The sequence below is a fragment of the Actinophytocola sp. KF-1 genome (assembly GCF_054661535.1).
Genome location: NZ_BAAFVK010000024.1, coordinates 42760 through 64900, shown reverse-complemented (window position 1 = coordinate 64900; position 22141 = coordinate 42760). Strand labels below are relative to the sequence as shown.

The window sequence follows — 22141 nt, the reverse complement described above, 5'->3', positions numbered from 1 at the left end:
GGTCCCGGCCGCGGATCACCCGGTTGAGGTGCGCGTACAGGAAGTTCAGGCCCGGCGTGGTGCCCCAGTGCCCGAGCAGGCGCGGCTTGACGTGCTCACGGCGCAGCGGCTCGGTCAGCAGCGGGTTGTCCAGCAGGTAGATCTGTCCGACGGACAGGTAGTTGGCCGCCCGCCAGTACGCGTCCAGCAGCCGCAGTTCGTCCTGGTCGAGCGGTGCTTCCGTGGTCGCGGTGTGTGTCACCGTGTGTCTCCCCGTTTCGTCGCCTCGTGGGTGGGTGCCCGAACCGGCAGGGTTTATCCGCGTGATCTTCCGGGGTATGCCCTCCCTCATGGGTTCACGCAGGAACATCGTCGTGCTCGGACTCGACGACTGGAATCGCGAACTGCTGCGACGCCTCCCGGACGCGGACGACTACGAGTTCCACGGGTTGCTGACGATCGGCGAGATGCAGGTCGGGGACATCCCCATCGTCGACCTGTTGCGCACCGCGGAGGAGAAGCTCGCCGCGTTCGACGGGCCGATCGACGCGATCATCGGGTTCTTCGACTTCCCGGTCAGCACGATCGTCCCGTTGCTGTGCCGCCGGTTCGGCGTGCGCGGGCCGAGCCTGGAAGCGGTGCTGCGCTGCGAACACAAGTACTGGAGCCGTCTCGAGCAGCGGAAGGTGATCACCGAGCTGCCCCCGTTCGCGTTGGTGGACCTGGACGATCCGCGGCCGCCCACCGAGGTCGGTTACCCGTTCTGGCTCAAACCGGTGAAGTCGTTCTCCTCCGATCTGGCGTTCGAGGTCACCGACGAGCAGGAGTTCCGCCGTGCCGTCACCGAGATGAGGGACGGTGTGGCACGGGTGGGGGAACCGTTCGAGTACGTGCTCGCGCAGGCCGACCTGCCGCCGGAGATCGCCGCGGCAGGCGGGCAGTCCGCGCTGGCGGAACAGGCCATGACGGGCGAACGCGCCGCGGTGGAGGGGTACTGCCGGGGCAGCGAGGTCGTGATCCACGGGGTGCTCGACTCCATCGTCTACCCCGGCGTGTCGAGCTTCCTGCGGCACCAGTACCCGTCACAGCTGCCCGAGCCGATGCGCGACCGCCTCGCGGACGTGTCGACGCGGGTGATCGAGCACATCGGACTCACCGACACCACGTTCAGCATCGAGTACTTCTGCGACCCGGCCACCGGTGACGTCGGGCTGCTGGAGATCAACCCGCGGCACTCGCAGTCGCACGCGGACCTGTTCGAGCACGTCGACGGCTTCTCCAACCACCACTACCTGGTCAAGGCCGCGCTGGGGGAGGACCCCCGAAGACCACGGGGTGGCGGGCCGTACGGCATCTCCGCCCACTGGTACCTGCGCCGGTTCACCGACGGCGTGGTGCGCGCCGTTCCGTCTGCTTCGGACATCGCGCGGGTCGAGCGGGAGCTCGACGGCGTGCGGGTGCGCGTGCGGGTCGCCGAGGGGCAGCGGCTGTCCGAGCTGCAGTTCCAGGACAGCTACAGCTACCAGCTGGCGGAGATCGTGGTCGGCGCCGGGGACGTGACCGAGATGGCGGAGAAGTACGAACGGTGCGTCGCCGCGCTGCCGTTCGAGTTCGAGGAGGTGTGATGCGGGTCGTCACGTCGCTGCCGCACGCGGTCGGCGAGGACGAGCACGTGTGGATCCCGGTGTCGGACGGGACGCGGCTGGCGGCGCGGATCTGGCGCCCGGTGTCGTCCGACGACGAGCCGGTGCCCGCGATCTGCGAGTACATCCCGTACCGCAAGCGGGACCTGACGTCGGTGCGGGACTCGATCGCGCACCCGTACCTGGCCGGGCACGGCTACGCCTGCGTGCGGGTGGACATCCGCGGCAGCGGGGAGTCCGAGGGCGTGCTCACCGACGAGTACCTCGAGCAGGAGCAGCGCGACGCCGAGGACGTGCTGGCGTGGCTCGCCGACCAGCCGTGGTGCGACGGGACGACCGGCATGATGGGCATCTCGTGGGGCGGGTTCGCCGCGTTGCAGGTGGCCGCGCGCAAGCCACCCAGCCTCGGCGCGATCTGCATCGCGTCGTTCACCGACGACCGGTTCGCCGACGACATGCACTACATGCGCGGCTGCATGCTGTCGGACAACCTCGCCGAGTCCGGCACGATGTTCGCCTACAGCACCTGCCCACCCGACCCCGCCCTGGTCGGCGAGCGGTGGCGGGACATGTGGCTGGAACGGATCGACGCGGCCCGGCCGTGGGTCGCGGAGTGGCTGCGCCACCAGCGCCGCGACGACTACTGGCGGCACGCGTCGGTGTGCGAGGACTACAGCGCCGTGCAGGTGCCGGTGTTCGCGTCGTGCGGCTGGGCGGACGGCTACTCGAACGCCGTGCTGCGGCTGATGGCGGGCCTCGGCGTGCCGAGGAAGGGGCTGATCGGGCCGTGGTCCCACAAGTACCCGCACCTCGGCGTGCCGGGGCCGGCGATCGGCTACCTGCAGGAGGTCGTGCGCTGGTTCGACCGGTGGCTGAAGGGCGTCGAGCACGACGAGCCGGACGAGCCGGTGCTGCGGGTGTGGCTGCAGGACAGCGTGCCACCGTCCACATCGTACGAACAGCGGCCGGGCCGGTGGGTCGGCGAGCAGGCGTGGCCGTCGCCGAACATCCGGGAGGACGTGCACCCGCTCGCCCCGCACCGGATCGCGCCGAAGGACGCGGGCCCGGTCGACGCGGTGCTGTCGGTCGAGTCGCCGTTGTCGCTCGGGCAGTTCGCGGGCAAGTGGTGTTCCTACAACGCGCCGCCCGACCTGCCCTACGACCAGCGCGAGGAGGACGGCGGCGCGCTGGTGTTCGAGACCGACGTGCTGACCGAGCCGTGCGAGATCCTCGGCGCGCCGGTGGTGCGGCTGGACGTGTCGGTCGACCGGCCGGTCGCGACGGTCGCGGCGCGGCTGTCGGACGTGGCCGAGGACGGGGCGGCGACCAGGGTGACGTACGGGCTGCTGAACCTGACGCACCACGAGTCGCACGAGGAGCCGAGGCAGCTGGAGCCGGGGCGCCGCTACCGGGTGGAGATCCCGCTGAACGGTGTGGCGCAGGCGTTCCCGGCCGGCCACCGGATCCGGCTTTCACTGTCCACTTCGTACTGGCCGCTGGCGTGGCCGCCGCCGGAACGGGTGCGGTTGACCGTGTACACGGAAGGCAGCTCGCTCGCGCTGCCCGTGCGCCCGGTCGCCGCGCCCGACGAGGTGACCGGCACCGTGTTCGACGAGCCGGAGGGCGCCCCGCCGCTGGCCACGACGCAGCTGACGCCGAGCGAGTACCGGTGGGACGTCACCCGCAGCATGATCGACTACTCGTCGGCGCTGGACGTGGTCAAGGACACCGGCACGATCCGCTACGACGACATCGAGATGGAGATCGGCAAGCGGGTGTGCGAGCGGTACAGCTGGACCGCCGACGACTTCGGCTCGCCGCGCGGCGAGACGAGCTGGACCATGACGTTCGCGCGCGGGGACTGGTCGGTGCGCGTCGCGACCAGCCAGGTGCTGACCTGCACGGCGGACGAGTTCGTCCTGCACGCCCGGCTGGACGCCTTCGAGGGCGATCGCCGGGTCCGGTCGCGGAACTGGGACGTCACGGTGCCGAGAGACCTCGTGTGACCACGCGACGCCCTGCGCTGAGCCGGCGGGCTAGGGAGCCGTGAGCGTCAGGTAGCCGTCGGCGAGGTGGCCGTGGTCGCCGGTGTGGAACCAGCCGTCCTCGTCCAGTGCCGGGGTCGGCGCGCCCCAGAGGCCCTGGAAGACGGTGGCGCCCCGCACCAGGACCTCGCCGTCACGGGTGACGCGGACCCGGCAGCCCGGCAGCGGCTTGCCCGCGGTGGTCGAGCGGGTGGCGCCGGGCAGGTTGCACGTGACCGCGCCGGTCGTCTCGGTGCGGGCGTAGCCGTCCAGGACGGTCAGGCCGCTGCCGCGCAGGAACCACGCCAGGTCCGGGGGCAACGGGCCGCCGGTGAGGACGTGGGTGACCCGGCCACCGAGCGGCAGCGCCGGTTTCGGGGTGACGCCGTGGCGGACCCGCAGGGCGAGCGGCACGCGGCCGGTCTCGAGGGCACGGCCGTAGTCCACGGTCGTGCGGGCGGTGCCGGGGTCGAACCGGGCCAGCGTCTCCTGGGTGGCGGCCAGCGCGGTGGGGCGGAACGTGAGCAGCGCGTCGCCCAGCCGGGCGGGGTCGGTCGCGTGTGCCGTGAGCGCGCCGCCGTGCACGGCCGTCAGCTGGACGACCCGGGTGTGGATCTCGTGGAGTTCCGAGGTGACGAGGAGCGCGGTGTCCCAGCCGAACACCGCCTCGGCCGTGGCGATCGCGTGCACCGCCGCCGTCAGGTTGCCGTGGCTGAGCCGGCAACCGCGCCCGCCGGGCGGGTAGACGATCGTGGCGAGCGTGCCCGCGGTCAGGGCCTGCCTGCGGCGCTCGACCTCCCGCGCCGCGGCGAGGTCGTCGACACCGCCCGCCGCCGTCGACCAGATGCGCCGCACCCCGGCCGCCTCGACCAGCGCGTACTGGCGGTCGTCACCGGTGAACGCGGCGGTCGCGCCGGAGTCGCGCAGGATCCACTCGGCCACCTCGTGCGTGGCGTTCGCCGGGATCGGCACGCTCACCGCGCCCGCCAGCCAGATGGCGTAGTCCGCCCGCACCCACTCGACGCCGGTGCCCGCCATGACCGCGACCCGGTCCCCGGGCGCGACCCCGGCAGCGACGAGCCCGGCGGCGAGCGAGGTGGCCAGCTCGGTGACGTCGGCCCAGGTCAGCGTGCGCCAGGTGCCGCCGAGCCAGCGCGCGAACGCGGGTGCGTCGGGCGCGCGCAGCGCGTTGCGGGTCAGGTCGCCCGTCGCGTTGTCGCGCGGCGCGGGCAGGTAGCGCGCCGGGGTGCCGTACTCGATGGCCATGCCCCGATCGTGCGCGCACAGGCGGCCGTCCGCACGGGGCCGTTCGGCCGACACGCCCGCGCTGCCCGCGCGACCACGACCTGCCACGGTCAGCAATGCCGCGTCCCGGGCAGATAGTCCACAGTGTCCTCGGTACGGCGTGCGGGACGCCCCGGCAGCGACGGCACGGAACCGCCCACCCGCACGATCATCTGCGGGTGGTCGACCCCGTCGACCACCCGGTCCCGCACCGCCACCGGCCACGCCCCCAACCCGAGCACGGTGGCCGTCAGCAACACCGCGCTGACCGCCTCACCTGCCCGCAGCACCGACACCGGCTCGTCGTCGAACGACGCGACCACCAGCAGCTGCCCGGCATCCGCCACGAGCACGCCGCCCGCGCGTGACCGCCGGGCCGGCGTCGACGTCCTGACCGGCACCAGCAGCGCCCCGGCCCGGGCGGCCCGGCGCACCAGCAGGTCCAGGTGCTCCGACCCCAGGCGAAGCCGGTCCGTGCGGCGGTGGGTGATCGCCGCCGCCAGGGCCACGTCGTCGTCGGTGGGCACGTGGGGTCTCGGCTCGATCGCCGCCAGGTGGCCGGGGTCGTGGTCGTTGGGCACCCGGTGCACGACCGTGGCCCACCCCAGTGCCGCGAACGCCGTCCGCAGGTGGTGCAGCGCGGCGCCGCAGCCGAGCAGGACGTCCCGGTACTCGGCGCCGTGGCGGGTCCGGTCGGCCATGAGGTGGATCGACGAGTTGCCCATGAGCCACCGCCACGGCTGGGCGTCGTGCACGGCGGGGGCGCGGTTCGCGAGCTCGACGGCGGCCAGCAACGTCTGGTGGTCCGGCCTCGTGGCGATCATGGCGGCTCCTCCGGTCACGACCCCCTCCCGTACACGATGGCCCGCCTGCGACCCCGGCGACAGGGCTGTTGTGCCCCGCATCGTGCGGCCACCGGGCCCGGTGCCGGCGAACCGGGACGAAGTGCCCTGGTGATTGGGGAACGTCGGCGCTGCCGCCGGGACGGTTCGGCGACCACCCTGGGAAGCGAGTTCAACCACCACGATGCGGGAGACCTCTCATGATCACCACCGATGCGGTCGTCGAGTACGCGTTGCTGGCCGCGACCAGGGCGCCCTCGGTGCACAACACGCAGCCGTGGCGGTTCGTGGTCGCACCACCCCGCATCGAGTTGCACCTCGACCGGGACCGGGTGCTGCCGGTCGTCGACCCGGCGGCGCGGGAGGCCCGGATCTCCTGCGGCGCCGCGCTGTTCAACCTGCGCACCGCGCTGCGCGCGGCCGGCGTGAACGTCGTCGTGGACCTCGTGCCCGACCAGGAGCGGCCGGACCTGCTCGCCGTGGTGCGCCTGGGCGGGTTCCGCGCCACCACGCCGGAGCTGAAGAGCCTCGCCGCCGCCATCGACCGGCGCGCCACCAACCGGCGGCCGTTCCTGGACCGGCCGGTGTCCCCACCGCACCGCGCCGCGCTCGTCCGCGCCGCCGAGGCCGAGCGCGCGCACCTGTACATGCTCGACACGCCGCGCGCGCTGAACACGCTCGCCACGCTGCTCCGCCGCGCCGACCACCTCCAGGAGGAGGACCCCGCGTTCCAGCGCGAGCTGCGCAGGTGGACGGACGAGTCGGCGGGCCGCGACGACGGCGTGCCCAGGTCGGCGGGCGGTCCCCGGCCCGTCGGCGGCTCGCTGCTGACGCCGCGCCGGTTCCACCACGGCGGGACCGCCGAGCGGCCGTTCGAGCAGGACCCGCTCGTCGCCGTGCTGGCCACCCACGGCGACGGCCCGCGGGACCAGGTCCGCGCCGGGCTCGCCATGCAGCGGGTGCTGGTCACCGCGACCGCCGTCGGGCTGAGCACGTCGTTCCTGTCGCAGCCGGTCGAGGTGCCGCTCACCCGGTCGGCCATGCGGGCGTTGCTGGAGCTGCGCGGCTCGCCGCAGACCGTGCTGCGCATCGGCTACGGCTACCCGGCGGCACGCACCCCGCGCCGCCCCGTCGCGGCCGTGACCACGGTCGCGGCCCGGGACGAGGTGCCCTCGTGACCGGCACCGCGCGTGCCCGCGGTGGTCCCGCGACGGGAGTGGACGACGCCAGCGTCCGCCCCCGTCGTGGTGGCCGCAGGCGACCGGGGCAGCTCCGCGGCGGCGAGGAACCCGTCGAGCGGCCGGCGGGAGGGGGCGGGTTCAGCCCGCGGGGCGCACGCCGGTGATGGCGAACCGCTCGACGTCGGTGACGTGCCCGCCGGTGGACGCGACGACGGTCAGCGCGGTGCCCGTCGCGCCGCGGTAGGTCACGGTCGTCGTCCACGGGGTGTTCTCGCCGCCCGCCGGCAGGCAGCACGACTCGCCGAGCAGCCCGCCGGGGCCGAGGACTTGGACGCGGATGCTCTCGTCCACGCCGGTGATCCGCCCGCCGGCCGTGATCGGCGAGGACACCGCGGCGCCGTACCGGGGCTGGGTGAGGCTGAGGGTGGTGTCGCGGGTGCCGACGACCTCCCACGGCGCGTCGTCGCCCGCGCCGAGCCGTGCGAGGTGCAGCACCGCCGCCGTGCCCGGCGCCGCCTCCGGGACCCGGAAGCCGACCGTCACGTGCGCCTCGTCGCCGTCGACGTCGGTCGCCAGGACCTGGTCGATGCCGGTGAAGCCGAGGTGGTCGGTGGTGAAGGCGAGCGCGGTGGCCTCCGGGTCGAGGTGCCACGGCGCGTGCCCGCCCGTGCGGTGGCTCTCCTGCCACTCGGCGGCCTGCGCGGCGTCGGTGAACGGCCACAGCGGCTGGTACGGGAACGGCCGGGCGGCCGCGGTCGTGGTCGTCGTGGTGGTGGTCGGTGCGGTGGTCACGGTGGGTGCGGGGGCCGGCGTCGTGGCCGAGGGGGTGCCCTGGTCCGTGCACGCGGTCAGGAACGCGGCCGCCGCGGCGACCACGACGGCGGCGCGCCGCCGGTCACGCCCCGTGGTCATCGCGCACCCGGTACCGGACGGCCCGCGCCGCGAACCACAGTCCGGCGACGATGACCGAGCCGGCCACCGCCAGGATCCGGGTGGTGTCCACCGCGGGTTCCCACCGCAGCGTGCCGTCCGCGATGACGTACGCGCCGACGGGCCGGGCGGTCAGGCCGAGGCCGCCGCCCTCGCCCTGCTGGCCGTGCTTGTCCCGGCCGTTGCCCCCGCCACCACCCACGGCGACGCGTGCGGCGGGGATGACGGTCATGCCGTCCTTCTCGATCGGCTCCGCGAAGACCATCCTGGCCTCCACCGAGTTCCTGGCCTTCGCGAACAGCTCCTCGATCGTCATGCTGACCTCCTGCTCACAGCGTGCGTCCGGCCCGTCGGCGGCGGCCAGGGCACGTGGTCCCGGCCATCGGTCATCATGCCGGGACCACGCGGAGCCGTGGTGGAGGCGCGGCGCGTCAGCCCAGACCGAGGACCGCGATCGCCTGCGCGGCCATCTTCGCCTCGCCGAGCGCGTTGGGGTGCACCACGACCGGGTTGGTGGTCTGCAGCACCGGTTCGATCCACCGCACGCCGAACGGCTTGCAGGCGTCGTGGCCGTCGGAGACCGCGGCCATGTCCACATAGGTCACACCGGTGGCGGCGGCCGCGCGGCTGACGGCGTCGTTGAGCGTGGCCTGCAGCGAACGCAGGTACGGCACGTCACCGGCGGCGACCGGCATCTTGTCGAAGCAGCCGCCGGTCGCCGGGAGGATCCACGGGTAGCCGAGGATGCCGACCTGGGCGCTCGGCGCCTTGGCGCGCACCGCGTTCAGCGCCGACACCAGTGCCGGGTAGGTGGTGGTGCGGACCGTGTCCTCGAACCTCGTGCCGTAGGTGTCCTTGCACGGACTGCCCTTGCCGAGCGTCAGGATGCCCGCCGCGCCGCACGCGAGGATCGCGCTGATGAACACGCCGCTGTCGTTGCCGCCGATGGTCATCGTGACGAGGTCGGTGTCCGCGCCGACGGCGTTCACCTGCGGTGCCACGCCGGGGTACTGGGCGGTCGTGAAGTGCTTGGTCTCGGCGGCGCCGCACGTCACGTCGGTCAGGCGCGCGCCGGTGGCGGCGGCCAGCACGTGCGGGTAGTTGCGGGTGGAGCGCAGGCACAGCAGCGGCGCGGCCGGGTCGGGCGGCAGGACCCCCGACGCGGCGCTGTAGGAGTCGCCGAGCGCCACGTAGTTCAGCGGCCCGGTGTCGGCCTGCGCGGCGGACGAGGTCGTGACGAGGCTCAGCGCGACGACCGCCGCTGCGGCGGCCGCGAGTAGACGTCGAGGCATGGTTCCTCTTCCGGCATCGGTGACGGACACTACTCACGAGTAGGTAAGTCAGCTCATCGTCGGCCATGCGTTGCCGCTCGTCAACGGGCAGTGCCCGCTCGTGCGCGCTGCGACATCGGCACTCCTGAAGTAATACGAATAACTACCTTGACAGCGGTGGCGCGGCACCGTCAGGATCCACCGCAACGAGTTGCAGTTATGCGCATTACAACGGAGTGGTGATGACGACGAGGCGCGTGACCCAGGCTGACGTGGCCCGCATGGCGGGGGTCAGCCAGGCGACGGTCTCGCTCGTGCTCAACGGGGACAACGCGCGCATCGGCGAGGCGACCCGGCAGCGCGTGCTCGACGCGATCGGGCGGACCGGGTACTCCGCCAACCCGGTCGCGCAGCGGCTCGCCAAGGGGCGCAACCACATCCTCGGCGTGTTCACCTACGAGCCGGTGTTCCCGCGCGGTGGCGCGGACTTCTACCACCCGTTCCTCGTCGGCATCGAGGCCGAGGCCGAGCGGTGGGGCTGCGACCTGCTGCTGTTCACCAGCGCCACCGTCGAGCACGGGCGCCGCCGCCTCTCCGGCAAGGCCCGCGCGCACCTCGGCATCACCGACGGGTGCGTCCTGCTCGGTCGCGCCGAGGACAAGAACGAGCTGGTCGCGCTGATCAACGACGGGTTTCCGTTCGTGTTCGTCGGCCGTCGCGAGCTGCCGGGCACCGCGGACCTGCCCTACGTCGGCGCCGACTACGTCCGCGCCACCGGGGACGTGGTGCGGATCTTCCTGGAGCAGGGCCACGAACGCGTTGGTTTCGTCGGGGAGCGCAGCGAACGCGAGTCGGTCGCCGACCGCGTCACCGGGTACCGCACCGCGATGCGCGACGCCGGGCTGCGGCCGATGTCCTTCGACGCCGACGAGCTGACGCCCGCCGAGATCGTGGACCTCGTCGTCGACAACCACCTGACCGGGCTCGTGCTCGCCGAGGGCCACCGCGCGGAGGGCATCCGCGTCGCGGCCGCCGAGCGCGGGCTGGTCGTGCCGGCGGACCTGTCGATCGCGAACCTCGGGCAGTCGGAGGTGCCGGTCGACAGCGACCTCACCTGGACCGGCTTCCACATCCCGCGCGAGGAGATGGGGGAGCAGGCGCTCGCGCTGCTGATCGAGCTGATCGACGACCCGGGGCGGCAGACCGACCGCCACCGGCTGCTGCCCTGCGCGGTCACGCGCGGGGAGACCGTTGTCCCGCCCAAGAAGTAAAAGGGAGTCCTGTGCGCGAGATCGAGACCGAGATCCTGGTCGCGGGCGGTGGCCTCGGCGGCGTCGCCGCCGCGCTCGCCGCGTTGCGGCGCGGCAGGCGGGTGACGCTCACCGAGGAGTTCCCGTGGCTCGGCGGGCAGCTCACCGCGCAGGCCGTGCCGCCGGACGAGCACCCGTGGATCGAGGAGTTCGGCGCCACGCGCACGTACCGCGCGCTGCGGGACGGCATCCGCGACTACTACCGCCGCGCCTACCCGCTCACCGACGACGCCCGCGCGTGGAAGGCGCTCAACCCGGGCGCGGGCTGGGTGTCGAAGCTGTGCCACGAGCCGAGGGTCGCGGTCGCGGTCATCGACGAGCTGCTCGCGCCGTGGATCTCCAACGGCCGCCTGACGGTCCTCCAGCCTGCCCGCGTGGTGGCGGCCGATGTGGACGGTGACGTGGTCCGCGCGGTCACGGTCGAGGACCTCCGCGACGGCGCGCGGACCGTGGTCACCGCCCCGTACGTGCTGGACGCGACCGAGACCGGCGAGCTGCTCCCGCTGACGGGCACCGAGTTCGTGACCGGCTTCGAGTCGCGGGGCGAGACCGGCGAGCCGAGCGCGCCCGAGGTCGCGCAGCCGGACAACATGCAGGCCATCAGCTTCTGCTTCGCCATCGAGCACGTCGACGGCGACCACACGATCGACCGGCCCGCCCGCTACGACCACTGGCGCGCCGTGGAACCGTCGTTCTGGGGTTCGCCGCTCCTCAGCTTCTCCGCGCCCAACCCGCGCACCCGCGAACCGAAGCCGCGCGTGTTCGACCCCAACCCGGGCGACGACGCGCTCGCCGTGAACGCCGACCAGAGCGTCAACCCCGGCGACGGGAACCTGTGGACCTTCCGCCGCATCACCGCGCGCGACCTGTTCGCACCGGGGCACTACGCCAGCGACATCACGCTGGTGAACTGGCCGAACATCGACTACTTCGAGGCGCCGGTGATCGGCGTCGACGACGAGACGGCACAGCGGCGGCTCGAGGACGCCCGCCAGCTGAGCCTCTCGATGCTGTACTGGATGCAGACCGAGGCGCCCCGCCCGGACGGCGGCACCGGGTTCCCCGGCCTGCGGCTGCGGCCGGACGTGATGGGCACGGACCACGGTCTGGCGCAGGCCCCGTACATCCGGGAAGGGCGGCGGATCCGCGCCGTCACCACGATCGTCGAGCAGGACGTGTCCCGCGCGGTCCGCGGCCCCGGCGGCGCCCGGCACCACGCGGACAGCGTCGGCATCGGCATGTACCGCATCGACCTGCACCCGTCGACCGGTGGCGACAACTACCTCGACGTGGGTGCGGAACCGTTCGAGCTACCCCTCGGATCCCTGCTGCCGCAACGGGTGCGCAACCTGCTCCCGGCGGCGAAGAACATCGGCACCACGCACATCACCAACGGCTGCTACCGGCTGCACCCGGTCGAGTGGAACATCGGCGAGGTGGCCGGCCACCTCGCCGCGAGCTGCCTCGACGACGGCCGGCTGCCCCACGAGATCCACGCCAAGTCCGCGCTGCTCGAACAGTTCCAGGCCCTGCTCACGGCCGAGGGCGTCGAGCTGCGCTGGCCGGACGGCGTCACCGGCTACTAACCCATCGGGAGTCAACGATGACCACACCATGGCGACTCGGCGTCGCCCTCGCGGCCACCGCCGCGCTGACCCTGACCGCGTGCGGTGACGAGGAGGCCGCGAGCGGCCCGGTCGCGCTGCGCATGACCGTGTGGACCGCCGACGAGGCACAGCTCGCGATGTTCCAGGAGATCGCGGACGCCTACGTGGCCGGCCACGAGGACGCCGTGTCGAAGGTGACCTTCGAGACGATGCCGTTCGAGGAGTACACGACCGGTCTCACCACGCAGATCGCGGGCGGCAACGCACCCGACCTGGCGTGGATCTTCGAGAGCAACGCGCCCGAGTTCGTCCACAGCGGCGCGCTGGCCGACCTGCGGCCGACGCTGACGGGCACGGACGGCTACGACTTCGACGACCTCCAGCCGGACGCGTTGACGCTGTGGGAGAACGAGGACGGCCTGTACGGGTACCCGTTCTCGAACAGCCCGTTCGGGGTGTTCGTCAACACCGACCAGCTCGCGGCGGCGGGCCAGCCCAGCCCGGCCGAGCTGATCGCGAGCGGCCAGTGGACGTGGGACAGGGCGGCGGAGATCAGCGCCGCCACCGCGGCGAAGAGCGGCAAGAGCGGGCTGGTCGTCCGTGACTTCGACTTCGCGCTGTGGGAGAACCTCGCGACGGTGTGGTCGTCGTTCGGCGCGAAGCCGTGGTCGGCCGACGGCACGACGTGCGAGTTCACCTCGCCGGAGATGATCGGCGCGCTGACGTGGATCCACGACCAGGTGTTCACGAAGAAGGCGATGCCGGGTCCGGGCACCACGGCCGACTTCTTCGCCGGTGACGCCGCGATGACCGTCACCCAGATCAGCCGCGCGTCCGGGCTGGACGACTCGTTCGCCTGGGACCTGGTGCCGCTGCCGGACGGTCCGGAGGGGCACGCGAACGTGATCGGGCAGGCCGCGATCGGGGTGTTCGCCGACGGGCAGAACCCGCAGGCGGCCGCGGACTTCCTCGCGTACTTCACCAACCCGGAGAACGCGAAGAAGCTGGCCGCGTACTTCCCGCCGCCGCGCACGTCCCTGCTGAACGCGCAGACGCTGAAGGCCGCGAACCCGAAGCTGACCGAGACGCAGCTGCAGACCGTGGTGGTCGAGGGCATCCCGGGTGCGGTGACCAAGCCCGCGCACCGGAACTTCGCGCAGCTGCAGCAGGCCGTCCGGGCCGAGCTGGACGCCCTGTGGACCGCGGACGCCGATGTCGAAGGTGTCGCGAAGTCGGTGTGCGCGGCCATGACCCCGTTGCTGAAGGCCTGACCCGTGGCCAGGACCAGGACACGGCGGCTGCCGGGCAGCAGAGGTGAGGCGCTGACCGGGTACGCCTTCGTGCTCCCGCAGCTCGTCGGCAGCGCCGCGTTCGTGATCGGCCCGCTGATCGCCGTGTTCTGGTACAGCCTGCACGACTGGAACGTGCTGGCGAACAAGTTCACGTTCGTCGGCGGCGAGAACTACCAGCGGATGCTCTCCGATCCCGGGTTCGCCGACGCGCTGACGGTGAGCACGATCTTCTCGGCCGGGCTGGTGGTGCTGAACATCGCGCTCGCGCTGGCGCTCGCGGTGATGCTCAACCAGAAGATGCGTGGCACGGCGACCTTCCGGGCGTTCTTCTTCTCCCCGGTGGTGGTGTCGCTGGTGGCGTGGACGATCGTGTGGGGCTTCCTGCTGCAGGCCGACGGCGGCATCAACGGGTTCCTCGCACAGGCCGGGATCGAGGGCCCGAACTGGCTGCGCGAGGGGCCGACGGCGATGGCGTCGGTGATCGTCGTGCAGGTGTTCAAGAACGTCGGGCTGAACATGGTGCTGTTCCTCGCCGCGCTGCAGAGCGTGCCCGCCGAGCTGCGGGAGGCGGCGCGGGTGGACGGCGCGTCGGCGTGGCGGACGTTCCGGTCCGTCGTGGTCCCGCTGATCAGCCCGACCATCCTGCTGGTCACCATCCTGACCATCGTCGGCTCGCTGCAGGTGTTCGCGCAGATCGCGGTGCTCACGCAGGGCGGGCCGGGCACGTCGACCACGGTGCTCGTCTACTACCTGTACCAGCAGGCGTTCCAGTTCAAGGAGTTCGGCTACGCGAGCGCGGTGTCCGTGGCGTTGTTCGTGCTCGTCGCGGTGCTGACGCTGGTCCAGTGGCAGACCAGGAAGCGGTGGGTGTTCCATGAGGTCTGATGTGGTCGAACGGGTGACGGTCGCGCCGCGAGTCCCGGCACCACCGCCGAAACCGCGCCGCAGGCCCCGGTTCCGGGCCGGCCGGGTCGCGCTGTTCGTCGCGCTGTGCGTGCTGGCGGTGCCGTTCGTCTTCCCCACGTGGTGGATGGTGACGTCCAGCTTCAAGCCGATGAGCGAGATCCTGCGGGTGCCGCCCACGCTGTGGCCCGAGCACCCGACCGCGTCGGCGTACGGGCGGGTGTTCGACCTGCAGCCGTTCGCCGAGCAGTACTGGAACAGCGCCTACATCGCGGTCCTCGTGACCGTCGGCACCGTGCTGGTGTCCGGGATGGCCGGGTACGCGTTCGCGAGGATTCGCTTCCCCGGCGCGAACGTGCTGTTCGTGGTCGTGCTCGGCGGGCTGCTCGTGCCGTCCGAGGTGACGATCGTGCCGCTGTTCCGGCTGGTGAACTCGCTCGGGCTCATCGACACGCACTGGCCGCTGATCGTCATCCCGATCATCGGCGCGCCCAGCGTGCTCGCCACGTTCATCATGCGCCAGTTCTTCCTCGCGCTGCCCGGCGAACTGGAGGACGCGGCCCGGCTCGACGGCCTCACGCGGGCGGGCATGTACTGGCGGATCGCGTTCCCGCTGGCCCGGCCCGCCATCGCCGCGGTCGCGATCTTCACGTTCCTGCACTCGTGGAACCTGTTCCTCGAGCCGCTGGTGTTCCTGTCCAGCAAGGACAACTTCACGTTGCCGCTCGCGCTCACGCAGTACGTCGACGCGTACGGCGGTCCGATGTGGAACGTCCAGCTCGCCGCGACGACGCTGACCGTCGTGCCCGTGCTCGTCGTGTTCCTGTTCGCGCAGCGGCAGTTCGTCCAGGGCCTCGCGCAGACGGGGCTGAAAGGCTGACCTCGAGGAGTTCCCATGGGTCACTCCGTGTCCCGGCGCGGCATCGCGACCAAGCTCGGCGACATGCTCGGCGACATCCTCGGCGGCGCGCGGGACTTCCCGCACGGGGACGGCGGCGGGGTGGTGCTGGTGCCGGAGGGCCGCTACCGGCTGTCGGCGCCGGTGAACGTGTGGGACTCAGGACTGGATCGCCGAGGCCCGCATCGAGATCGAGCGGACGCGCCTGCTGACCATGAAGGCCGCGTGGCTCATGGACACCGTCGGCAACCGCGCGGCCCGGGTGGAGATCGCCGCCATCAAGATCGCGGCGCCTGCGATGCTGAAGCAGATCGCCGACCGCGCCATCCAGGTCCACGGCGCGGGCGGCGTGACCGACGACTTCCCGTTGGCGCGGCTGTACGTGTCGGCGCGCGCACTCGCCATCGCCGACGGCCCGGACGAGATCCACAAGCGCACGCTGGCCCTCACCGAACTGCGCCGCCACGACCCGTCGTTCGGCAGGAGCGGCAGCGCCGCCTGACGTACCCGCGGCCGGGCGGGTGAGCGGACCGCCCGCCGGGCTCAGAGGGGTTCGAACTCGTCGCCGTCCGCGTTGCGGAGCACGTGGTCCCGGTCCGCGAGGCAGTCGCGGAAGCGGGCGAGCAGCTCCTCGGCGGGGACGGCGGCGATGCCCAGTGCCGCCACCACCTCGGCTTGGTGCTCCGCGATCTCCGGCTCGAACTCCGCGGCGTACTCGGCGAAGGCGGCCTCGAACTCCGCCCGCATCGCGTCGAGGTCGGGGGCGGCCGACGCCACGTCGTGCCACACCGGGATGCCGACGACCAGCTCGAGCGCCGAGGCCAGGTCCTTGCCGAGCAGCCCGGCCGAGCCCTCGGACGAGGCGTAGCCGACCGGGCCGCCGCAGTCGAAGAACGTCCCGCCGGACGCGTCACCCGCGATCGGCACCGGCGCCACACCGGACGCGAGCCGCACCGGCTCGACGGGGTCGGTGCGGGTGACGTCGAAGTCGAAGACGTCGGCGAGCAACGCCGCGGCGCGCGGGTGGTTCCGGATGCGGTCGAGCATGCGCGCACCCTAGAGCCGTCCCGGTTTCGATTCGGTATCGCCCCCGCGAACCCGGCCGGGTCGGCGCGTCCGCTCCGGGAACATCGCCCGAAACGGGATCGAGGGGGCGAACGTGGTCCAGGTGGGGACACGGCAGCGGGTGCCGCTGGTGGCCGGCGCGGTCGCCGGGCTCGGGGTACTGGTCGCGGCCCAGTTCAGCGTGATGGCGCAGCTGGGGGTGGTCACCGCGGGCATGGGCGGGGGCACCATGGTCGAGCTCCTGGTGTACACGCCGCTCGTCGTGCTCGCGCTCGCTGTGCCCGTGTGGCACCGGTTCCCGCGCCGGTCGTGGGTGGTGCTGGTGGTCGCCGGGGCGGTGTGCACGCTGCCGAACCAGCTGGCGTCGCTGTTCTCGCCGCGTGATCTGGAGCGGTTGAGCGACCCGTTCGTCGCGGTCGACGCCGCCTCGCGGCCGTTGCTGGTCGTCGGTCTCCTCGGCGCGGCGACCGCGGTGTACCGGTCGGGGCGCAGGCGGGCGGGCGGCGTCCTGGTCGGCGCGACGCTCACCGTGCCGCCGTTGACCACGTTCGTCATGGGGCCCGCGATGTTCAGCGGGAACGTCGTCATGCCGGTGGCCGGGCTGGTGCTGGTGGTCGTCGGTACCGGCGTGGCCGTGGTGGCCGCCGTGACCGCGCCGCCGCTCGCCGAACCGGAACCGCGTCCGGAGTGGCGGGTGACGCTGGCGGGTGTCGCCACGGCGCTCGCACCGGTGGTGTTCCGGTGGTGGCCCGGGCCGGACCCCTACGGCCGGGGTGGCGACATCGAGTCGTACTTCCTGGAGGCGGAGGCGTACTTCCTGCTCGTGGGGCTGCTGGTGCTGGGGATCGGCGTGGTGGCGGCGATCGCGGCCGGGGCCCGGGTGTTCGTCGCCGGCGTCGCCGCCGGGCTGCTGCTCGGCGCGGTGGCGACGTTGACCGCGCCCGCGGCGTCGGACCTGCAGGACGTGCCCGGGTACGTGCAGGTGTTCCTCGCGGTGGGCGCGTTCGCGGTCGGTGTCGTGTGCGCGCTGCCGCGGTACCGCGTGGTGACCGGCGTGAGCTGTCTCGGGCTGCTGGTCGCCGGGCTGCTCGCGCTGTACCTGATGTACTCGGCCGGCGAGCCGGTCAGGGACCAGGACGTCACGAACGTGCTGACGCCGGTCCTGCTCGCGGTCACCGTGATCGCGGTGCTGTCGCTGTTCTCGTCGCTGGGCGTGGTCGTGCTCCCGTCCGGCGCGGCGCCCGCGACGTTCGCCGGGGTGGCCGGCGCCGTCGCGGCCGGGACCGCCGCGATCGGCGCGTCCTATGCGTTCGACCGGGACGGCGACCCGCAGGGGGCGCTCGCCACCTACCCGCCGGTGATGGCGTTCCTGGTCGTCGCCGCGGCGCTGACGCTCGTCGGCCGGCACCGGTGGCGGGCGCGCGACTGACCCGGGTCAGAGCGCGTAGCGGCGCACGGCCTCCGGGTGGATGACGACCCGCACCCACTCCCCGGCGAGGAGCCCGGCGAGCTCGTCGGCGCGGGCCGGGTCGTCGAGGTCCCAGTAGCGGGCGGCGAGGCGGGCGCACAGGTCGTGCGCGCCGCCGGGTTCGACCGTGGTGCGGCCGGTGACCGACACCCAGCGCTCGCGTTCACCGACCGGGGCGGCGACGACGATCGACGCGCGCGGGTCGCGGCGCAGGCGCCGCACCTTGAGCGAGCCGGGGGCCGTGAACAGCTCGATCGTGCCGTCGGCGGTGACCTCGAACCACACCGGCCGGGGCTGTGGCGGGACCGGGCCCGCGGCCACGGTCAGGAACCCGTGCAGGGGGCGGCGGAGGAACTCGAGGTCATCGGCGGTCAGCGCATTCGTCACGGCCTCGATGGAACACGCGGCGGCCGGACGGCGCCATGCGCGGGGAACCGGAGCGCATGTCCGTCCGTCCGCGGGGTCAGCCGCCGACGTCGGCGCGCGCGCCGTGCCTGCTGACGAGGAACGCGACGCCGAGCGAGAGCGCGCCGCCGAGCAGGTACGGCGCGACCATCGCGACCTCGAACAAGGCGCCGGCGGCGAGCGGCCCGGACGCGCGCGCGGCCGACGCGGCGGACTGGCCCCGGCCCATCCGGGCACCGAGCTCCTCCGGTGGGCCCGCCGCGGCGAGCAGGCTCGCGGTCGTCGCGGTCACGAGGCCGTTCCCGGCGGCGGCGACCAGCACGGCGGCCACGAACGGCACCCCGGCGAGGAACGGCAGCGCGAGCAACCCGGCCGCCATGAGCAGCGCGCCGGCGGCCGCGAGCCGGGCCTCGCCCCACCGCCGCGCGGCCGGGCCCACCAGGAAACCCTGCACCACCACCAGGACGAGACCCGCGCCCGCGAGCAGCACCCCGACCAGCGCGGGCCCGGCACCGAACCGGGCGGCGGCGAGGAACGCGACGGTCGTCTCCATGCCGACGAACGCGGCCATCGCGGCGAAACCGGCCGCCAGCAGGGGCCACGGCGCTGCCACCCGGCGTGGTGCCGGACGGTGCGCCCGCACCGGGGTGCCCTTCGGCAGCACGATGGCGGCGGCCACGGCGTTCGCGGCGGCGAGACCGGCACCGATGAACGCGGTCGCGGCGAAGCCCCACGGTGCCGACAGCGCGCCCAGTGCGGGACCCAGCGTGAAGGCGAGCCCGATCGCGGCGCCGACCCGGCCCATCGCCTTCGTGCGCCCGGCAGGTCCCGCGAGCTCGGCCGCGAAGGCCTGTGCCACGCCGATGCTGCCGCCGCACAACCCGGCCAGCGCGCGGGCGACGAGCAGGAGCCACAGCGCGCCCGCGATTCCCATCAACGCGAGCGACGCGGCGGAACCGGTCAGGCTGAGGAGGAGCAGGCCGCGTCTGCCGTAGCGGTCCGCGAGTCCGCCGAGCACGGGCGCGGCCACCGCCTGGCACACCGAGTAGGCGGTGAGCACGACCCCGAGCCAGAACGCGTCACCGCCCAGCTCGGCCACCCGGAACGGCAGCGACGGCAGGACGATGGTGAACCCGAGCACGTCGACGAAGACCGTGGCGTACAGGGCTGTTCTCGTGCGGGTGCCAGGAATCGGACCGCCTCCTCTCCGGCCGGCAAGTCCGGCGCGGCGGAGATACTACAAGATGTAGTAGTGGCGTTCTGCGCGGACCTGGCCCGGCTGGCCGTTCGTCACCGCGGCTTGTGCTGGTGGATGGTTCGGTTGCTGCGGACCGGTTTTGTCGGTGGCGGCCACCAGGCTGGAGTTCGGGGGCCGGAGGCCGTGGCCTGTGGACAACTCGGGTCTTGTCGGTCCTCGTTGTCGGTGGTGCTCGGTACGCTGGGTTTCGGGGGGCCGGAGGCCGCGGTTGATCTCGCTGGCCTTGACTGGGGCTGGCGTTTGCGCTGCCTGGGTGCGCTGCCTGGGTTCGGGGTGCGTTTGCGGCGCGGCTTGGGTAGGTGCCGGGGTTTCCGGGGTCTGCACTCCGTGGTGTTCGGTGGTGGCGGCGGGTTGTGCGGGCGGCGCACTCGCGGGTCAAGGGCGCTGCCGAACCATTCCCGCGGGTTCGGCTTCTCGACGGGGTGGCTTCCCCATGAAGGGGTCCTTCCGCACGCGGCTTGGGTGCCTCGTCGCCCGATGATGTCGGTGGTCGTCGGTACCGTGGCGGCATGATCGACGTTCGACAGGCGACCCCGGCCGATGGGGATGCGCTCGGGGAGGTCCACGCCGCCGCATGGGCCGCTGCCTACGCGCCCTTCTTCGGGCCGGAGTTCGCCGAGCGTGCCGTCGCGGATCGGCTCGCGCGGTGGCACGGGGTGCTCGCCGACGGGCGCGGGGCGGTCCTGCTCGCCGCCGTTGGTGGGCGGCCTCTGGTGCTCTCCTACTCCGTCCCCTCCGAGACGCGGCCCGGGTCGGCGGAGATCGTCAGCTTCTACGGCCACCCCGACAGCTGGGGCACGGGCGCGGCCGCCGCGCTCATGGCCGGCACGCTGGAACACTTACGCGGCACCGGGTTCACCCGGGTGCATCTCTGGACGTTGCGGGACACGCCGCAGTCGCGCCGCTTCTACACCAAGTGCGGCTTCACCGAGACCGGGGCCACGACGACCCGGGACTTCGGCGACGGCAACCCGCTCGCCCAGGTCGAGTACGAGCGCGCCTGCTGACGCTCACGGTTCGAGGAGGTACTCCATCGACACACCACCGATGACGGTGCTGTCCGGGAACGGGATGTCCGTGCGCGCGACCTCGCGGAAGCCGTACGCGCGGTAGAGCGGCACGCCCGGGAGCGTCGCCATCAGGACCAGCGACCTGAAGCCCTCGGCCCGTGCCGCCTCCTCGCACCGCGCGAGGATGGCACGGCCCAGGCCGCGGCGGGTCCAGTCGCCGTGCACGAACATCGCCCGTACGCGGGCCGGTTCGGTGGCCGGGTCGAGGACGCGGTCGTCGGTCGGTGCGGCGCCGGAGCCGGTGTACAGCTTGTCCCGCCTGCTCCAGCCGCCGCACGCGACGACCTCGCCGTCGACGTCGTGGACGAAGTACGTGCCGTCGTCGATGAGGACCGTGTCCGGTTCCGTCAGGTAGCGGGCGGCGGCGGCCGTCTCGCTCTCGGTGTGGAACCGGGGGAACACGTCGAGCACCGAGCGCCGCATGAGCGCGGTGATCGCCGGCACGTCGTCGGGTGTCGCCGCGCGCAGGACTGGTTCTGGCACGGTCGTCACCCTACTTGGCGGGCTCGGCCTCCCCGGCGAACGCGGCCGCCAGCCGCAGCCACGGCGCCGCCTCGTCGTGCCTGCTCTGGCGCTCCAGCGTGCGCCCGAGCAGCAGGTGCGCGTAGTGGTCCGCGGGGTCGCGGTCGACCACGACCCGCAGTTCGTCCTCGGCCCGCCGCAGCTGCGCCGAGTGGAAGTACGCGCGCGCCAGCAGCAGCCTCGGCCCGGTCTGGCCAGGGTGCTCGGCCACCACGTCCGCCAGGAGCCGCGCCGCGCCGGTGTAGTCCTTCGCGTCGAACAACGCCAGCGCCCGCTCCCAGCGCTCGGCGGTGGTCTCCTCGTGCGGTTCCTCGAACAGGTGGGTCGCGGTCACCCACCGGTCGGGGGTGACCTCGCCGGTGGGCAGGAAGTCGTTGAAGTTGTCCATCACGGGCGGTTCAACGTTCAACTACCTGGGTTCATTCCGGAGCGCCTCGTGGGCGACGAGCACACCGCCGGTGAACGCGACCGGCATGACGACGATCGCCACCAGCGGGATCGCGCACAGCAGCGACGCGGGCAGGCCGAGCCCGAGCGCCAGACCCCGGCGCTTGGCGAGCGTCGTGCGCTGCTCCTTCAGCGTCATGCCGCGGCGGTAGTACGCCACCGCGACCAGCTCCAGCGCGAAGAACCACGCGGTCACCAGCGCCAGCAGCACCGGCACGACGGTCTGGCCCAGCACGGGCACGAACCCGGCGATCACCAGCGGGATCGTGAACAGCAGCGACCGCAGCACCAGCGCGAGGCCGCCGCGCAGCCCCAGGCCGAGCGCCCGCCAGAACGGCAGGTCCGCACCGGGCGCGAGCCCGAGGTCGTCCTCCACCTTCTCCGCGATCGCCTCGTAGAACGGGGCGCCGACGGCGAGGGTCAGCGCCGAGAAGCCGATCAGGCCGATGGTGAGCGCGGCGCCGAACAGCATGACGCCCGCCGTGATCCGCACCGCCGTCCGCCAGCCCGACGCCCAGTCGTCCGCGAACGGGGTGACCAGCGCGGCCAGGTCGTCGATCCAGACGGCGAGCGCGACCAGCCCGCCGGTCAGCAGGAGCGTGGTGAGCACGGCGGGCAGGGCGCCGAGCAGCAGCAGTCGCGGGGACCGGAGCAGGATGCCCAGCCCACGCCCGAAAAACCGGACACCGGTGATGAAATCGCGCACGGCGTACTTCTACCAGTGGCGATCGCCGGGACCGCC

At 73.0% G+C, this 22141-nt stretch carries 23 protein-coding genes; 11 read left to right on the top strand and 12 right to left on the bottom strand.

Annotated elements, in window-relative coordinates; all coding sequences use genetic code 11:
* Positions 1-241 (bottom strand): phosphoketolase family protein (locus ACYQ77_RS43375; protein WP_459723239.1); only part of this gene is annotated, 241 nt, incomplete at its 3' end.
* Between the two features lie 88 nt (positions 242-329).
* Between ACYQ77_RS43375 and ACYQ77_RS43370 the strand changes: the two genes are divergently transcribed.
* Positions 330-1604 (top strand): ATP-grasp domain-containing protein, encoded by a 1275-nt coding sequence (locus ACYQ77_RS43370; protein WP_459723237.1) that lies wholly within the window; start codon positions 330-332, stop codon positions 1602-1604.
* Positions 1604-3628: a CocE/NonD family hydrolase gene (locus tag ACYQ77_RS43365; protein WP_459723235.1), complete on the top strand. Its 2025-nt coding sequence runs from the start codon at positions 1604-1606 to the stop codon at positions 3626-3628. Before ACYQ77_RS43370 ends, ACYQ77_RS43365 begins: the two co-directional genes overlap by 1 nt.
* A gap of 30 nt (positions 3629-3658) precedes the next feature.
* On the opposite strand, the gene ACYQ77_RS43360 is transcribed toward ACYQ77_RS43365, so the two are convergent.
* Positions 3659-4912: an AMP-binding protein gene (locus tag ACYQ77_RS43360; RefSeq protein ID WP_459723234.1), complete on the bottom strand. Its 1254-nt coding sequence runs from the start codon at positions 4910-4912 to the stop codon at positions 3659-3661.
* A gap of 89 nt (positions 4913-5001) precedes the next feature.
* Complete coding sequence (locus ACYQ77_RS43355) at positions 5002-5754, bottom strand: hypothetical protein (protein WP_459723232.1); 753 nt, start codon at positions 5752-5754, stop codon at positions 5002-5004.
* A 218-nt stretch (positions 5755-5972) separates the two neighbouring features.
* Between ACYQ77_RS43355 and ACYQ77_RS43350 the strand changes: the two genes are divergently transcribed.
* On the top strand, positions 5973-6950 hold the full coding sequence (locus ACYQ77_RS43350; protein ID WP_459723231.1) for an Acg family FMN-binding oxidoreductase: 978 nt from the start codon (positions 5973-5975) through the stop codon (positions 6948-6950).
* A gap of 141 nt (positions 6951-7091) precedes the next feature.
* Here the strand turns inward: ACYQ77_RS43350 and ACYQ77_RS43345 are convergent, their stop codons facing one another.
* From ACYQ77_RS43345 to ACYQ77_RS43335, 3 genes are all read right to left on the bottom strand, one after another.
* Positions 7092-7865 carry a hypothetical protein gene (locus ACYQ77_RS43345; RefSeq protein WP_459723229.1) on the bottom strand — a complete coding sequence of 258 codons (774 nt, stop codon included), beginning with the start codon at positions 7863-7865 and terminating at the stop codon, positions 7092-7094.
* Positions 7849-8199, bottom strand: coding sequence for a spore germination protein GerW family protein (locus tag ACYQ77_RS43340; protein ID WP_459723228.1), 351 nt, complete (start codon positions 8197-8199; stop codon positions 7849-7851). Before ACYQ77_RS43340 ends, ACYQ77_RS43345 begins: the two co-directional genes overlap by 17 nt.
* Before the next feature lie 115 nt (positions 8200-8314).
* On the bottom strand, positions 8315-9175 hold the full coding sequence (locus ACYQ77_RS43335; protein ID WP_459723226.1) for an SGNH/GDSL hydrolase family protein: 861 nt from the start codon (positions 9173-9175) through the stop codon (positions 8315-8317).
* 221 nt (positions 9176-9396) lie between these two features.
* Here ACYQ77_RS43335 and ACYQ77_RS43330 point away from each other — a divergent pair, with 221 nt between their 5' ends.
* The 6 genes from ACYQ77_RS43330 (at position 9397) to ACYQ77_RS43305 (ending at position 15666) form a co-directional block, all read left to right on the top strand.
* Positions 9397-10425, top strand: coding sequence for a LacI family DNA-binding transcriptional regulator (locus ACYQ77_RS43330; protein WP_459723224.1), 1029 nt, complete (start codon positions 9397-9399; stop codon positions 10423-10425).
* An 11-nt stretch (positions 10426-10436) separates the two neighbouring features.
* Positions 10437-12050 carry an FAD-dependent oxidoreductase gene (locus ACYQ77_RS43325; RefSeq protein WP_459723222.1) on the top strand — a complete coding sequence of 538 codons (1614 nt, stop codon included), beginning with the start codon at positions 10437-10439 and terminating at the stop codon, positions 12048-12050.
* 17 nt (positions 12051-12067) lie between these two features.
* Complete coding sequence (locus tag ACYQ77_RS43320; protein WP_459723220.1) at positions 12068-13342, top strand: ABC transporter substrate-binding protein; 1275 nt, start codon at positions 12068-12070, stop codon at positions 13340-13342.
* Between the two features lie 3 nt (positions 13343-13345).
* Entirely contained in the window at positions 13346-14248 is a 903-nt protein-coding gene (locus tag ACYQ77_RS43315; RefSeq protein ID WP_459723218.1) for a carbohydrate ABC transporter permease, read from the top strand.
* On the top strand, positions 14238-15146 hold the full coding sequence (locus tag ACYQ77_RS43310; protein WP_459723217.1) for a carbohydrate ABC transporter permease: 909 nt from the start codon (positions 14238-14240) through the stop codon (positions 15144-15146). Before ACYQ77_RS43315 ends, ACYQ77_RS43310 begins: the two co-directional genes overlap by 11 nt.
* A gap of 187 nt (positions 15147-15333) precedes the next feature.
* Complete coding sequence (locus ACYQ77_RS43305; protein ID WP_459723248.1) at positions 15334-15666, top strand: acyl-CoA dehydrogenase family protein; 333 nt, start codon at positions 15334-15336, stop codon at positions 15664-15666.
* A gap of 41 nt (positions 15667-15707) precedes the next feature.
* Here the strand turns inward: ACYQ77_RS43305 and ACYQ77_RS43300 are convergent, their stop codons facing one another.
* A complete protein-coding gene (locus ACYQ77_RS43300; protein ID WP_459723215.1) occupies positions 15708-16211 on the bottom strand; it encodes a hypothetical protein in 504 nt (167 codons plus the stop codon).
* A 121-nt stretch (positions 16212-16332) separates the two neighbouring features.
* On the opposite strand from ACYQ77_RS43300, the gene ACYQ77_RS43295 reads away from it, so the two are divergent.
* On the top strand, positions 16333-17658 hold the full coding sequence (locus ACYQ77_RS43295; RefSeq protein ID WP_459723214.1) for a hypothetical protein: 1326 nt from the start codon (positions 16333-16335) through the stop codon (positions 17656-17658).
* A gap of 6 nt (positions 17659-17664) precedes the next feature.
* Here ACYQ77_RS43295 and ACYQ77_RS43290 read toward each other — a convergent pair whose 3' ends face one another.
* Entirely contained in the window at positions 17665-18093 is a 429-nt protein-coding gene (locus ACYQ77_RS43290) for a pyridoxamine 5'-phosphate oxidase family protein (protein WP_459723246.1), read from the bottom strand.
* A gap of 67 nt (positions 18094-18160) precedes the next feature.
* Positions 18161-19267 (bottom strand): MFS transporter, encoded by a 1107-nt coding sequence (locus tag ACYQ77_RS43285; protein ID WP_459723244.1) that lies wholly within the window; start codon positions 19265-19267, stop codon positions 18161-18163.
* A gap of 602 nt (positions 19268-19869) precedes the next feature.
* Between ACYQ77_RS43285 and ACYQ77_RS43280 the strand changes: the two genes are divergently transcribed.
* Positions 19870-20367, top strand: coding sequence for an N-acetyltransferase family protein (locus ACYQ77_RS43280; protein ID WP_459723212.1), 498 nt, complete (start codon positions 19870-19872; stop codon positions 20365-20367).
* Positions 20368-20370: 3 nt separating this feature from the next.
* On the opposite strand, the gene ACYQ77_RS43275 is transcribed toward ACYQ77_RS43280, so the two are convergent.
* Genes ACYQ77_RS43275 through ACYQ77_RS43265 form a run of 3 tightly spaced genes read right to left on the bottom strand, consistent with a single transcriptional unit; the run spans position 20371 to position 22105 of the window.
* A complete protein-coding gene (locus ACYQ77_RS43275) occupies positions 20371-20913 on the bottom strand; it encodes a GNAT family N-acetyltransferase (protein WP_459723211.1) in 543 nt (180 codons plus the stop codon).
* Positions 20914-20923: 10 nt separating this feature from the next.
* On the bottom strand, positions 20924-21361 hold the full coding sequence (locus ACYQ77_RS43270; protein ID WP_459723210.1) for a tetratricopeptide repeat protein: 438 nt from the start codon (positions 21359-21361) through the stop codon (positions 20924-20926).
* Positions 21362-22105 carry an EI24 domain-containing protein gene (locus ACYQ77_RS43265; protein WP_459723208.1) on the bottom strand — a complete coding sequence of 248 codons (744 nt, stop codon included), beginning with the start codon at positions 22103-22105 and terminating at the stop codon, positions 21362-21364.
* Positions 22106-22141 lie beyond the last annotated feature (36 nt).